Genomic DNA, 13,651 nt, shown 5'->3' with positions numbered 1-13,651 from the left:
AGCGGGGTTTGCGTGCAGCGCCAGTATGGGCCGACGACGATGAACACGACGTCAGCCCATGCCACTACGGCATCAGCCGTTGGCCTTCAGCTTGGCCAGACGCAGCCAGGTGTCGACCACGGTGTCCGGGTTCAGCGACACCGACTCGATGCCTTCCTGCATCAGCCATTCGGCCAGATCCGGATGGTCGGACGGGCCCTGGCCGCAGATGCCGACGTACTTGCCCTTGGCACGCGCCGACTTGATGGCCATCGACAGCAGCTTCTTCACCGCCGGGTTACGTTCGTCGAACAGGTGCGCAACGATGGACGAATCGCGGTCCAGGCCCAGGGTGAGCTGGGTCAGATCGTTGGAACCGATCGAGAAGCCATCGAAGATTTCCAGGAACTCATCGGCCAGCAGTGCGTTGGACGGCACTTCGCACATCATGATGATCTTCAGGCCGTTCTCGCCCTGCTTCAGACCGTTCTGGGCCAGTACCTCGACCACCTTGCGGCCTTCTTCCAGGGTGCGCACGAACGGAATCATGACCCACAGGTTGTCCAGGCCCATTTCGTTGCGCACGCGCAGCACGGCCTGGCATTCCAGCGCGAAGGCGGCGGCAAAGCTCGGATCGACGTAACGGCTGGCGCCGCGGAAGCCGATCATCGGGTTCTCTTCGTGCGGCTCGTAGCTGCTGCCGCCGACCAGGTTGGCGTACTCGTTGGACTTGAAGTCCGACAGGCGCACGATCACCGGGTTCGGTGCGACCGAGGCGGTGAGGGTGGCGATGCCTTCGGCCAGGCGGTTCACGTAGAAGCTGACCGGATCGCCGTAGCCGGCGATCTTCTCGTCGATCTTCTTCTTGGTGGCCGCATCCTGGCGGTCGTATTCCAGCAGCGCATTCGGGTGGATGCCGATGTGGCTGGCGATGATCATTTCCAGGCGGGCCAGGCCGATGCCGGCGTTCGGCAGCTGGCCGAAGTCGAAGGCACGTTCCGGGTTGGCCACGTTCATCATGATCTTCAGCGGCGCCGCCGGCATGTTGCCCAGGTCGGTGGTGGTGCGCTCGAACTTCAGCTGGCCTTCGTAGATGAAGCCGGTATCGCCTTCAGCGCAGCTGACGGTAACCGGCTGGCCATCTTCAATGACCTTGGTCGCGTTGCCCGAACCGACCACGGCCGGCACGCCCAGTTCGCGGGCGATGATGGCCGCGTGGCAGGTGCGGCCGCCACGGTTGGTGACGATGGCCGAGGCGCGCTTCATCACCGGTTCCCAATCCGGGTCGGTCATGTCGGCGATCAGCACGTCGCCGGGCTGCACGCGGTTCATGTCGTCCAGGGTCTTGACCACGCGGGCCACGCCCGAGCCGATCTTGGCGCCGACGGCGCGACCTTCGGCCAGCACGTTGCCGCCCTTTTCGGTCAGCGCGAAGCGCTCGATCTGGGTGGCGTGGCTGCGCGACTTCACCGTTTCCGGGCGCGCCTGCACGATGAACAGCTTGCCGCTGACACCGTCCTTGGCCCACTCGATGTCCATCGGGCGGCCGTAATGCTTTTCGATCACCAGCGCCTGCTTGGACAGTTCCTGCACGTCCTCGTCGCTGATGGAGAAGGTGCTGCGCAGTTCGGCCGGGGTGTCTTCGATCTTGACGCGCTCACCGGGCACGTCCGAATACACCATGCGGATCGCCTTGCTGCCCAGCGAGCGGCGCAGGATCGCCGGCTTGCCGGCCTGCAGGGTGGGCTTGTAGACGTAGAACTCGTCCGGGTTCACCGCGCCCTGCACGACCATTTCGCCCAGGCCGAACGAGGAGGTGACGAAGACCACGTCACGGAAGCCCGATTCGGTGTCCAGGGTGAACAGCACGCCGGAGGAACCGACGCCCGAACGCACCATCAGCTGTACGCCAGCGGACAGGAACACGTCTTCGTGCTTGAAGCCGTGGTGCACGCGGTAGGCGATGGCGCGGTCGTTGTACAGCGAGGCGAACACTTCCTTGACCTTGTGCACGACATCATCGGCACCGGTGACGTTGAGGAAGGTTTCCTGCTGGCCGGCGAAGGAGGCATCGGGCAGATCTTCGGCGGTGGCCGAGGAGCGCACGGCCACGGCCACATCGCCGCCGCCGTTGTCGGCGCTCAGCTTGGCGTAGGCACTGCGGATGTCCTGGTCCAGCTGCGGCTGCAGCGGCGCATCGATCACCCAGCTGCGGATCTCCTTGCCGGCGGCAGTCAGCGCGGTCACGTCTTCGACGTCCAGCGTGGCCAGCTTGTCGAAGATGCGCTTGGACAGGTCGTTGTGTGCGATGAAGTCCTTGAAGGCTTCAGACGTGGTCGCATAGCCCCCGGGGACGGAGACGCCCAGACCGGCCAGGTTGCCGATCATCTCGCCCAGCGAGGAATTCTTGCCGCCCACGCGGGCCAGATCGGCCAGACGCAGTTCGTGCAACCACAGGATGTTCTCGTTCAAGCGCGATGCTCCGTTTGGCCATCGCCCGAGGCGGGCTGAGTGGCCGCGTCCGTAGGAAGAAGTCGATATGATGCCGGGCAGACCACCGTCGGCACAAGCTTGTGCTGGCGGCCCTTTTAAGCTTCGTAGGGGATAAAAGCGCGCATGTCGACCATCCGACCGGTGTTCTACGTTTCCGATGGAACCGGTATCACCGCTGAAACCATTGGGCATAGCCTGCTCACCCAGTTCACCGGGTTCAGCTTCATTACCGACCGAATGTCTTTTGTCGATGACCCCGAAAAAGCGCGTGAAGCCTGTGCCCGGATCCAGGCGGCGGGGGAGCGCTACCAGGTTCGGCCGATCGTGGTGAACAGTTGCGTGGACCAGAGCCTGAGCCTGATCCTGGCCGAAAGCGGGGCGCTGATGCTGGATGTGTTCGCCCCGTTCATCGAGCCGCTGGAGCGGGAATTGGCCAGCCCACGCCTGGCCCGGGTCGGCCAGGCCCACGGCATGGTCGACTTCGACACCTACCACCGCCGCATCAATGCGATGAACTTCGCCCTGACCCACGATGACGGGATCGCGGTGAACTACGACGATGCCGACGTGATCCTGGTGGCGGTATCGCGGGCCGGCAAGACCCCCACCTGCATCTACCTGGCCCTGCATTACGGGGTGCGCGCGGCCAATTACCCGCTCACCGACGAAGACCTGGAGAGCGACCGCCTGCCGCCGCGCCTGCGCAACTACCGGCGCAAGCTGTTCGGCCTGACCATCGACCCGGACCGCCTGCAGCAGATCCGCCAGGAGCGCCGGCCGAATTCGCGCTACGCCAACCTGGACACCTGCAAGCGCGAGGTGGCCGCGGCCGAGGTGATGTTCCAGATGGAGCGGATCCCGACCCTGAGCACCACCCATACCTCGATCGAGGAGATTTCCAGCAAGGTGCTGGCCACGCTGGGGCTGCAGCGCGAGCTGTATTGACCGGTGCGGTCCGCCGGGCCCGGCGCTGCCAGGGGTTGGCCTGCGCGTGTCAGCCCCCACGTTGTATGGCCAACGTGTAGGATCGACCCATGGCCCACGCCTCGCCCCGAACCGAACGCATTCCCCGCCTCAGCCGGCTGAGCTGGCTGATGGGGCTGTACGCCGAGAATTACCGGCACCTGGTGCGCCTGTTCGCGCCGGCCGAACTGACCGCTGGCAGTTATGTTTCCTCGGTGGGCGACGGCCTGGACGTGCGCCTGGACGTGATCGAATGCCACCGCTACACGGTGGAGCTGCGCCTGACCTACGACCTGGCCGACCCGGTGACCGGCGAACCGGACCCCTCGGCCTATGTGCGCCTGTACCGGGATGCCCGCCAGGCCGAGACCACCCACTGCTACGTGGGCCGGCGCTGGCAGGACACCATGGGGCTGTACCCGCCACCGGCCGAGCTGATCAACCACCGCATGCGCATGAACACCTTCCTGGGCAAGTGGCTGGAATACCTGGCTGAGCGCGGCCATGGCGTGGCCACGCTCAGCCGCGACCCGGACGGCCCGGCAGCGGTTTCGGCCGAGCGCCGCCTGTCGCTGGTGCGCTGATCGGCCATAATCGTGGGCTGACCCGCCGCCGGATCCGCCCCATGCCGTATACCCCGATCGTCGCCACCCTGGGCTATGTGCTGTCGCCCGATCGCCGCCAGGTGCTGATGATCCACCGCAATACCCGGCCCGGTGACCACCACCTGGGCAAGTACAACGGTCTGGGCGGCAAGGTCGAACCCAGCGAGGACGTGGCCGCCGGCATGCGCCGTGAGATCGCCGAGGAGGCGGGCATCGACTGCACGGCCATGCGCCTGCGCGGCACCATCAGCTGGCCGGGCTTCGGCAAGCACGGCGAGGACTGGTTCGGCTTCGTGTTCGTGATCGACAGCTTCGAGGGCACCCCGCACGGCGGCAACCACGAAGGCACCCTGGAGTGGGTGGACGTGGACAAGCTGGACACGCTGCCGATGTGGGAAGGCGACCGCAACTTCCTGCCGCTGGTGTTCGATGCCGACCCGCGGCCGTTCCACGGGGTGATGCCCTACCGCGACGGGCGCATGCAGAGCTGGTCGTTCAGCCGGCTGTGAGGCGGTCGGGCGCCGCAGTGCTCGCCGGGCATGGCCCGGCGCTACGATTCCGCGCCCCCTGAGGTAGCGCCGGGCCATGCCCGGCGGGGTGGCTCAGCGGCGCTGGGCCAGCAGCAGGTGGAAATACTTGTCCCGCGTCTGCCCATCATTGCCGGCCGCCGTCTCGCGGTGCGCGCGCCAGCCGCACACACTGAACCCGGCCACGCGCAGGGCCAGCTCCAGCGCGTCCAGTTCGTGCAGGTGGAAATCATCGGTGAAGGGCAGGGTGCGCATGAAGGCGGCATCGACGAAGGCCAGGCACACGCGGCCACCCCGGCGCAGCACGCGGGCCAGCTCGGTCAGTACCGGGGCCAGGTCCGGCCAGAAGTACAGCGTGTTGACTGCCAATGCGGCATCGATGCTGGCATCGGCCACCGGCAGGGCGTGGGCATCGCCCGTGCGCAGCGCGGCGCGGCCGTCCAGCCCTGCCGACGCCAGGCGCCGGTTGCCGGCCTCGACCATGGCCGTGGACAGTTCAATGCCCAGATAGCGGCTGCCCTGGGCCTGCAGCAGCAGCGGCACGAAGGCTGCGTTGCCGGGGCCGATTTCCAGAACCTGCTCGTGATCGGCAACGGCCAGCAGTGCGATGGCGGCCTGGTTCAGCGCCGCATTGCTGCGGTTCATCGATTCGCCCACGGCCAGCGCGGCCTCGCCATGGGGCTGCCGCAACTGCGCGGCCAGCGTACGTGCATCCAGCATCAACATCGTCCGTCAAGGGGGGAGCTCGGACGTGGCGGCGGCGGGTCCGCCGTTGACCATAGCGCTGCGCGCCCAGGTTGGGAAGTAGGAAAACCCCGCAGCGTGGTGATGAGAAAATAGCCAGCGTCGCAGCCCCTGCGACCGGGTTGTCCACAGGGGGTGTGGATTACGCGTGGGCAACTTTGTGGATAAGCCGTGGCAGGCGCCACCCCCCTAGGCTGTCAAGATGGGTGGCGAAAAATTCACCGCAGGTGAGCAGGCGTGATGCCCGGGTGAAGGCGGGTCATCGCCGCGCTGTTGTCCGCGCCGGTGGTCGCGGTACCCTGTGGCCCTTGATGCCCCGTGAGATTCCATGAAACGTCATTTCTCGATGCTGCGCGAATTCCAGCTGGCCGATTGGTTCACCCTGGCCAATGCGTTCTGCGGCACCGGCGCGGTGTTTGCCGCGATGCGCTTCCTGCAGGACGGCGAGCGTGGCTACCTGCTGTTTGGCATGGCGCTGATCCCGCTGGCCTTCATCTTCGACGCGCTGGATGGCCGCATCGCACGCTGGCGCAAATCCAGTTCCACCCTGGGCCGCGAACTTGATTCGCTGTCCGACGTGATCTCCTTCGGCGTGGCGCCGGCGGCGCTGGCCTATGCCTGCGGCATGCAGGGTGGCTGGGACTGGCTGGTACTGAGCTATTTCGTCTGCTGCGGCGTCAGCCGCCTGGCCCGCTACAACGTGACCGCCGAGGCGCTGGCCGGTGACGAGGGCAAGGTGAAGTTCTTCGAGGGCACGCCCATTCCGACCAGCCTGGCGCTGGTGATCGTGCTGGCCGTCGCCGCTGGCACCGACGCGATCGGCCATGACCTGTGGTTCGGGCAGTGGCAGATCGGCCCGTGGCAGCTGCACCCGATGGTGTTGTTGTTCGCGCTGTCCGGTTCGCTGATGATCAGCAAGACCCTGCGCATTCCCAAGCCCTGATGCAGCCCCGCGGAGGCGCACGATGACCAGCTCGGCCCACGACGCCGGCAGCAGCGATTTCGAAGCCCTGGCCCGGCAGTACTTCGGCGCCTGGGGCGATGCCCTGCGCCACGCCGGCGCGCCGGGCGCTCCGGCCGGTGATGACCCGGCCAGCTGGCAGCGCCTGTTCGACTGGTGGGGGCAGCTGTTGCCCGAACAGGGGCAGGGCGCGCCGGAAGACGCGCTGCGTCGCTTCCGCGAACAGGCCGGCAGCTGGTACGGCACCATGCAGGAAGTGGCCGCGCGCTTTGCCGGCCGCGATGCCAGCAGCGCCGATGTGGCCCAGGCCTGGCGCGAGGCGGTGAACGGGCAGGGCGAGGGCATGCTGCAGTGGATGCTGCAGGGCGCGCGCGGCAGCACCCAGGCCGGTGCGTCGGTGCCCGAATTCGCCGCCTGGCTGCAGCAGTGGCAGCTGCAGGCCGGCCCCTGGCTGCAGAGCCCGGCGTTCGGCCCGGGCCGCGAGCACCAGGCGCGCTGGCAATCCCTGCTGCGCGCGCAGGAGGAGTACCAGCAGCACTCGCGCGCCTACGTGGAACAGATCAAGCAGGCGCTGGAAGAAGCCTTCACCCTGTTCGAGCAACGCCTGGCCGAGCACGAACAGCCCGGCAGCCAGCTGACCAGTGCGCGGGCGATGTTCGACCTGTGGATCGAAGTGGCCGAAGAGGCCTATGCCAAGGTCGCCCTGTCCGAGCCGTTCCAGCAGGTGTACGCCTCGCTGGGCAACGCGCAGATGCGCCTGCGCGCAGGCCTGCAACGCGAGGTGGAACAGATGAGTGAACGCATCGGCCTGCCGACGCGGAGTGAGATGGATACCGCGCACCGGCGCATTGCCGAGCTGGAGCGCAGCCTGCGCCGCCTGCAGGCGCAGGTGGCGGTGCTGGCCGGGACTGCAGCCGTGGACCCGGTGGCACAGCCGGCGGCGGCCAAGGTGAAGCCGGCGCCGCGCAAGGCAGCGAAGAAGGCGGCGCCGGTGAAGCAGGCGGCGGCAAAGAAGTCGCCTGCAAAGAAGGCACCGGCCAAGAAGACCACCGCGCGCGCGACGCCAAAGGTACGTGGGCGATGAAAGGGCCGCTGGGCTTCAATGCCGACGATCTGATGCAGGAAACCCTGGCCATGCAGCGCAAGCTGATGGAAGGGTTGAAGCTGCTGCCGCAGGTGGAGGACGTGGACTACGGCGCCACCGCCCGCGAGGAAGTCTGGCGCGATGGCAAGGTGGTGCTGTACCGCTTCGTGGGCGAACACGCGCCCACCCGGCGCCGGCCCCTGCTGATCGTCTACGCGCTGGTGAACCGGCCCTACATGGTCGATCTGCAGGCCGACCGCTCGCTGGTGCAGAAACTGCTGGCACTGGGCCAGGATGTGTATGTGCTGGACTGGGGCTATCCGGACCGCTCCGAGCGTTTCCAGACGCTGGAAGACTACCTGCTGCGGTATATCGACGGCGCCGTGGATACGCTGCGCGCGCGCAGCGGCGAGCCGGTGGACATGCTGGGCATCTGCCAGGGCGGTGTGTTCGCCCTGTGCTACGCCGCACTGCGCCGGCAGAAGCTGGCCAGCCTGATCACCATGGTCACCCCGGTCGATTTCCATACCGCCGACAACATGCTGTCGCACTGGGCCCGGCAGGTGGACGTGGACCTGTTGGTCGATACGCTGGGCAACATCCCGGCCGATCTGATGAACGCCAGCTACCTGATGCTCAAGCCGTTCCGCTTGAACGTGCAGAAATACGTGGGCCTGCTCGACATCCTGGATGACAAGGCGGCGCTGGAAGATTTCCTGCGCATGGAGAAATGGATCTTCGACTCGCCGGACCTGGCCGGTGAGGCATTCCGTGACTTCATCAAGCAGTTCTACCAGGGCAACGGGCTGGTGAACGGCACCGTGCGCATCGGCGAAGAGGCGGTGGATCTGTCGCAAGTAACGCTGCCAGTGCTGAACATCTATGCCGAGCAGGATCACCTGGTGCCGCCGGATGCCTCGCGCGCCATGCGCGGGCGCCTGGGCACACAGGACTACACCGAGTCCAGTTTCCGCGGCGGCCACATCGGGATCTACGTCTCCGGCCGCGCCCAGCGCGAAGTCCCGGCCACCATCGACGGCTGGCTGAACGCCCACGACCGGTAGAGTCGAGCTTGCTCGACTGCCGAAGACGGGTAAGCTCCAATGCCCAGTCGACGGACAAGTGCATGGCCCAGCCGCCAGTTTTTGCCCGGAACAACGTAGCCTTCAACGACTCGGCGCCATCGGTCCCGATTGATCTGGTCGCAGCAATGGTGCCGGGCAGTTTCCCCGGCCGAGACGGTTTCATCGCGTTCTATGCAGCGCACAATGGAGGCTATTTCGACGGCGGCGCCGTCTTCTATCGAAATGCCTTCTACGAAGCGGCCTCAGACGAATTCAATCGACTGGAGTTGGAAGCATTCCATTACATCGAGGCGCCGCACATGCCTGCCAATCCGCGACTTGTGTCGATGGGTGAAGTGATGAAGTGGAGGAGGGATCACCATCCTGAGGCGCGGGCTTTCCTTGAATTCCATATCCCCTTCGCGGGTGACTGCGGCGACAATGACTACTGGATTGACCTTCGGACAGGTGCTGTGAAGTTCACGGTTTCATGGGACGGTATTCGCGCGAATGAGGCGATTCCTGTTGCGCCCGACTTCCTCGCCTTCTGCGCAAACATTCAACGCCGATCGTTGTAGAGTCGGGCTTGCTCGACTGCCGTTGGCGATGAACCGGAAACCACGATGTCCCGACGAACTCTTCTGATCCTCGCTGCAGTGCTGGCCGCCCCGCTGGCCCATGCCGCCCCCAGCCCACAGGCCCAGCGTGAAATCGCCCAGCTGATCGGCAGCCTGGACGGCTCGACCTGCCAGTTCCAGCGCAACGGCAGCTGGCATGACGCCGCCGCCGCCCGCGCGCACCTGCAGCGCAAGTACGATTACCTGCTGAAGAAGAAGCTGGTCGATACCCCCGAGCAGTTCATCGAGCGGGCCGCCAGCCAGAGCAGCATGAGCGGCAAGCCGTACCGGATCCGCTGTCCGGGCCAGCCGGAGCAGACCGCAGCGGCCTGGTTCGGCGCCCGCCTGCAGGCCCTGCGCCAACGCACGCCGTAGACAAGGGGCGGTGTAGAGTCGGGCCACGCTCGACTGCCTTTTCCGTAATCTGGGAGAACCGCCATGAACACCACGCCGAAAACGCTGTCGCGTTCACTGAACGACCGCATGATCGCCGGTGTCATGGGCGGCATCGCCCACCGTTTCGGCTGGAGTCCCACGCTGCTGCGGGTGGTCTATGTGCTGGTGTCGCTGGCGTCGGCCGCGTTCCCCGGCATCCTGGTCTACCTGATCCTGTGGCTGCTGATTCCCAACGAGGCCGATTGAACGCGGCCGCGTCCGGTCCGGTGCCGCTGTGGCTGCGCGCCGTGCAGGTGCTGGGCGCGCTGTGGACCCTCCCCAATTCGTTGATCGGCCTGCTGGCCGGGCTGGCGGGCCTGCTGGGTGGCGCCAGGCCGCGCTGGAGCGGCCGCGACTGCGCAGTGGTGTTCGACCGCTGGCCTTGGGGCCCGGGCGGGGCGATCACCCTGGGCAATGTGATCCTGCACACCGGCCACGATCTGGGCATGTGCTGCCGCACCTACGCGCACCAGGCGGGGTGGGGCGTGGAGCCGTTGATCCGGCTGGATGACCACGAGCGGGCGCACGTGTACCAGTACCTGGTGCTGGGGCCGCTGTACCTGCCGGTGTATCTGCTGTGCGGGGGCGTGAGCGCGCGTAATCCGTTCGAGCGCGCGGCCGATCACTACGCCCGGTTCGGGCACGGCTGGTGGCCGTAGGTTCCAGCCAACGGCGCAGCCCCTCGTGGCTGGGGCGCTGCATCTGATTCACGGGGTTGGCCGGGCAGGTGGGTTGCGCAGGGGACGCTGCAAGTACGTCCATGTAAGCTCGGTCGCCGCATCCATGCGGCTCAAGCCCCTGCGCAACCCACCTGCCCGGCCACGGACACGTTCCTGCGGCGTCCAGCCACGGGAAAGAAAAAGAAAAGCAGAAGCGGGTCGCGCGCTGCGCTTGCTCGCAGCCGAGCATGGCTCGGCTCTACAGGAAGCAAAGAGCCGCCGGCCAAGCTGCTCTGCTCTTGATCTTCTTTTTTCTCTTCGTGGGCGTGAGCACCCGGAAACTGTCGGGGGACGGGCGGGTTGGGGGCGCGGGACCGCAGGCGCCATGGATGGCGCCTACGAGCCCCCAAGGACGGGTTTACGGCGTGTCCCGCGGCCCCAATCCGCCCGGCCCAATCGCATGAGCCGCGTTCTACGGCCACCCACGAGGGGCTGCGCCGTTGGCTGGAAACCCTCGTTTGTTAGTTGGAGGTTAAAGATCCGTAAGCGTTCTGCTGTGATCGGGTCGTCATCTGCATGCAACCGATCGTCATTAGCCTTCGTGACGTTCCAGTCAGCTTGGTCGCGGTAAGCTCTACCCCGATGAGCCCACAAGTACCGCTCATCGTGCGCAGTACGCAGTAGCAATTTGGAGGAAGACATCACATGGCGATTGTTCTTTATGTCGGTGGTAGCAAGGACGGCGAGAAGGGCGTGGTGCCCTACGGCTTCAGCAAATCCCGCGCCGACACCGCGCTGGGGCCGGAGTTCTACACAGAGCGGTTCATGGAACTGCAGGGTGTCGGCAAGGTCCGCCTGATGGCACTGGAAAGCATGCGTGACGAGATCGTCATGCAGCGTGCGGCCCGCCATTACCGCTGACCTTCGCTACACGCGGCAGGGTGCGCCCACGCGCGCGCACCCGCGCCGGCATCCCAGCCGGGCCAGCACGGCCCCTTCCGCCAGGATGCCGGCGTCCCCACCCGGTGCTGCCGCCTGAACCCTGCTGCTGTCAACGCTTGTATGCCCGTGGCGGGCATGGCAAGAATGGGTCTTTCCCGTAACGCGGCACAGACCGGAAGCAATGCACGACGCCAAGAACGCCCAGAGCGCGCTCGCCCAGCAGATCGCCCAGACCATCGCCGTCGAGATCGGTGCCCAGTCCGCCCAGGTGCGTGCCGCCGTCGGCCTGCTCGACGAGGGCGCCAGCGTCCCCTTCATCGCCCGCTACCGCAAGGAAGTGACCGGTGGCCTGGACGATACCCAGCTGCGCAACCTGGAAGTGCGCCTGACCTACCTGCGTGAGCTGGAAGACCGCCGTGCCGCGGTGCTGGCCAGCATCGACGAGCAGGGCAAGCTGAGCGACGCGCTGCGCAACGACATCCTGGCCGCCGATACCAAGAGCCGGCTGGAAGATCTGTACCTGCCCTACAAGCCCAAGCGCCGCACCCGCGCGCAGATTGCACGCGAAGCGGGGCTGGAACCGCTGGCCGATGGCCTGCTGGGCGACCCCAGCCAGGACCCGCAGGCCTTCGCCGCCACCTTCATCGACAGCGACAAGGGCGTGGCCGACGCCAAGGCGGCGCTGGAAGGCGCACGCGCGATCCTGATGGAGCGCTGGGGCGAGGATGCTGCGCTGGTGGGCGAACTGCGCACCTGGCTGGGCGATACCGGCGTGATCCGCGCGCGCGTGGCCGAGGGCAAGGAAAACGAGGGCGCCAAGTACCGCGACTATTTCGAACATGCCGAAGCGCTGGCGAAGATTCCGTCGCACCGGCTGCTGGCGCTGTTCCGTGCCCGCCGCGAGGAAATCCTGTTCCTGGAGTTGGACCCGGGCAGCGATGCCGAGGCCGGCCACCAGTACGCCGAAGGGCGCGTGGCGCGCAAGGCCGGCATCGCCGACCAGGGCCGCGCGGCCGACCGCTGGCTGCTGGACGCCTGCCGCCTGACCTGGCGGGCCAAGCTGCATACCCACCTGTTGCTGGACCTGTTCAACCAGGCCCGCGAAAAGGCCGAGGCCGAAGCGATCGCGGTGTTCGGTGACAACCTGAAGGATCTGCTGCTGGCTGCCCCGGCGGGCCCGAAGACGGTGCTGGGGCTGGACCCCGGCATCCGCACCGGTTGCAAGATTGCCGTGGTCGACGCAACCGGCAAGCTGCTGGCCACCGAAACCATCTACCCGCATGAGCCGCGGCGGCAGTGGGATCAGTCGCTGCAGACGATCAAGCAGCTGTGCGCCCGGCACAACGTTGAACTGATCGCGATCGGCAACGGCACTGCCAGCCGCGAAACCGACAAGCTGGCCGGCGAGGCGATCAAGGCCATCGGCAACCCCAAGCTGCAGAAGGTGGTGGTCAGCGAAGCCGGTGCATCCGTGTACTCGGCCTCGGAATTCGCCGCCAAGGAATTCCCGGGCCTGGACGTGTCGCTGCGTGGCGCGGTGTCCATTGCCCGCCGCCTGCAGGATCCGCTGGCCGAACTGGTGAAGATCGAGCCCAAGGCGATTGGTGTGGGCCAGTACCAGCACGACGTGGACCAGTACCGCCTGGCGCGCGCGCTGGATGCCCGCGTGGAGGACTGCGTGAACGCGGTGGGCGTGTACGTGAACACCGCCTCGGCCGCGCTGCTGTCGCGGGTGTCGGGGCTGTCGTCCACGGTGGCCGAGAACATCGTGCGCCACCGCGATGACAACGGGCCGTTCAAGCGCCGCAAGGACCTGCTGAAGGTCGCGCGGCTGGGTGAAAAGACCTTCGAACAGTGTGCCGGCTTCCTGCGCATTGCCGATGGCGACCAGCCGCTGGACGCCTCGGCCGTGCACCCGGAAGCCTACCCGCTGGTCGAGCGCATCGTGGCCAGTACGGCGCGCCCGATCAAGGCGCTGATCGGTGATGGCAGCTTCCTGCGTGGGCTCAAGCCGGAACAGTTCACCGACGCCACCTTCGGCGTGCCGACCGTGCGCGACATCCTGAAAGAGCTGGAAAAACCGGGCCGCGACCCGCGCCCCGAGTTCAAGGCGGCGCGCTTTGCCGAGGGCGTGGAAGACATCAAGGACCTGCGCGAAGGCATGGTGCTGGAAGGCGTGGTCAGCAACGTGGCCGCCTTCGGCGCGTTCGTCGATATCGGCGTGCACCAGGACGGCCTGGTCCATATTTCGGCGCTGTCGGACACCTTCGTGAAGGACCCGCGCGAGGTGGTCAAGGCCGGCGACATCGTGAAGGTGAAGGTGCTGGAAGTGGACGTGGCGCGCAAGCGCATCGCCCTGACCCGGCGCCTGGACGATACCCCGGGCCAGGCCACCAGCCGCCCCGGTGCGCGCGATGAGCGCGGCCAGGGCGGGCCGGCGCGGCGCGATGGCGGCGCAAACCGCGGCCCCAACCGCGGCCAGGGGCAGGGCGCTGCGCGTCCCGCAAGCTCGGCGCCGCCGGCCAACAATGCCCTGGCCGAGGCCTTCGCCCGGGCCAAGCGCAGCTGAGCCATCGCC

14 protein-coding genes are annotated in these 13,651 nt (G+C 66.8%); 12 read left to right on the top strand and 2 right to left on the bottom strand.

Going from position 1 to position 13,651, the window contains the following annotated elements:
* Positions 1–72 precede the first annotated feature (72 nt).
* Entirely contained in the window at positions 73–2,451 is a 2,379-nt protein-coding gene (ppsA, locus tag C1933_RS11575; protein ID WP_108753384.1) for a phosphoenolpyruvate synthase, read from the bottom strand.
* Between the two features lie 144 nt (positions 2,452–2,595).
* On the opposite strand from ppsA, the gene C1933_RS11570 reads away from it, so the two are divergent.
* The 3 genes from C1933_RS11570 to C1933_RS11560 all read left to right on the top strand — a co-directional run bounded on the left by C1933_RS11570 (position 2,596) and on the right by C1933_RS11560 (position 4,549).
* The gene (locus tag C1933_RS11570) at positions 2,596–3,417 is read left to right on the top strand and encodes a pyruvate, water dikinase regulatory protein (RefSeq protein ID WP_108753383.1); all 822 of its coding nucleotides are present in this window, start codon (positions 2,596–2,598) and stop codon (positions 3,415–3,417) included.
* Between the two features lie 89 nt (positions 3,418–3,506).
* Complete coding sequence (locus C1933_RS11565) at positions 3,507–4,019, top strand: DUF1249 domain-containing protein (RefSeq protein WP_108753382.1); 513 nt, start codon at positions 3,507–3,509, stop codon at positions 4,017–4,019.
* Positions 4,020–4,060: 41 nt separating this feature from the next.
* The gene (locus C1933_RS11560; RefSeq protein ID WP_108753381.1) at positions 4,061–4,549 is read left to right on the top strand and encodes an 8-oxo-dGTP diphosphatase; all 489 of its coding nucleotides are present in this window, start codon (positions 4,061–4,063) and stop codon (positions 4,547–4,549) included.
* Between the two features lie 93 nt (positions 4,550–4,642).
* Here the strand turns inward: C1933_RS11560 and C1933_RS11555 are convergent, their stop codons facing one another.
* Positions 4,643–5,293: a class I SAM-dependent methyltransferase gene (locus C1933_RS11555; RefSeq protein WP_108753380.1), complete on the bottom strand. Its 651-nt coding sequence runs from the start codon at positions 5,291–5,293 to the stop codon at positions 4,643–4,645.
* A 346-nt stretch (positions 5,294–5,639) separates the two neighbouring features.
* On the opposite strand from C1933_RS11555, the gene C1933_RS11550 reads away from it, so the two are divergent.
* The 9 genes from C1933_RS11550 (at position 5,640) to C1933_RS11510 (ending at position 13,642) form a co-directional block, all read left to right on the top strand.
* Entirely contained in the window at positions 5,640–6,254 is a 615-nt protein-coding gene (locus C1933_RS11550) for a phosphatidylcholine/phosphatidylserine synthase (RefSeq protein WP_108753379.1), read from the top strand.
* A gap of 22 nt (positions 6,255–6,276) precedes the next feature.
* Positions 6,277–7,356, top strand: a complete 1,080-nt coding sequence (gene phaE / locus C1933_RS11545; RefSeq protein WP_108753378.1) for a class III poly(R)-hydroxyalkanoic acid synthase subunit PhaE — start codon at positions 6,277–6,279, stop codon at positions 7,354–7,356.
* Positions 7,353–8,420 (top strand): class III poly(R)-hydroxyalkanoic acid synthase subunit PhaC, encoded by a 1,068-nt coding sequence (phaC, locus tag C1933_RS11540; RefSeq protein WP_108753377.1) that lies wholly within the window; start codon positions 7,353–7,355, stop codon positions 8,418–8,420. Before phaE ends, phaC begins: the two co-directional genes overlap by 4 nt.
* Positions 8,421–8,482: 62 nt before the next feature.
* Complete coding sequence (locus C1933_RS11535) at positions 8,483–8,998, top strand: SMI1/KNR4 family protein (protein ID WP_159093983.1); 516 nt, start codon at positions 8,483–8,485, stop codon at positions 8,996–8,998.
* A gap of 45 nt (positions 8,999–9,043) precedes the next feature.
* On the top strand, positions 9,044–9,412 hold the full coding sequence (locus C1933_RS11530; RefSeq protein ID WP_108753375.1) for a YfeK family protein: 369 nt from the start codon (positions 9,044–9,046) through the stop codon (positions 9,410–9,412).
* A gap of 63 nt (positions 9,413–9,475) precedes the next feature.
* Positions 9,476–9,679 carry a PspC domain-containing protein gene (locus C1933_RS11525; RefSeq protein ID WP_108749910.1) on the top strand — a complete coding sequence of 68 codons (204 nt, stop codon included), beginning with the start codon at positions 9,476–9,478 and terminating at the stop codon, positions 9,677–9,679.
* The gene (locus C1933_RS11520) at positions 9,676–10,131 is read left to right on the top strand and encodes a hypothetical protein (RefSeq protein WP_108753374.1); all 456 of its coding nucleotides are present in this window, start codon (positions 9,676–9,678) and stop codon (positions 10,129–10,131) included. Before C1933_RS11525 ends, C1933_RS11520 begins: the two co-directional genes overlap by 4 nt.
* A gap of 705 nt (positions 10,132–10,836) precedes the next feature.
* Positions 10,837–11,052, top strand: a complete 216-nt coding sequence (locus C1933_RS11515) for a hypothetical protein (protein WP_006374014.1) — start codon at positions 10,837–10,839, stop codon at positions 11,050–11,052.
* A 202-nt stretch (positions 11,053–11,254) separates the two neighbouring features.
* Positions 11,255–13,642 carry a Tex family protein gene (locus tag C1933_RS11510; protein ID WP_108753373.1) on the top strand — a complete coding sequence of 796 codons (2,388 nt, stop codon included), beginning with the start codon at positions 11,255–11,257 and terminating at the stop codon, positions 13,640–13,642.
* Positions 13,643–13,651: the final 9 nt, after the last annotated feature.

Origin of the sequence: Stenotrophomonas sp. ZAC14D2_NAIMI4_6 (genome assembly GCF_003086875.1) — a bacterium.
Taxonomy (GTDB): Bacteria; Pseudomonadota; Gammaproteobacteria; order Xanthomonadales; family Xanthomonadaceae; genus Stenotrophomonas.
This window is presented reverse-complemented; position numbering and strand designations above follow the sequence as displayed.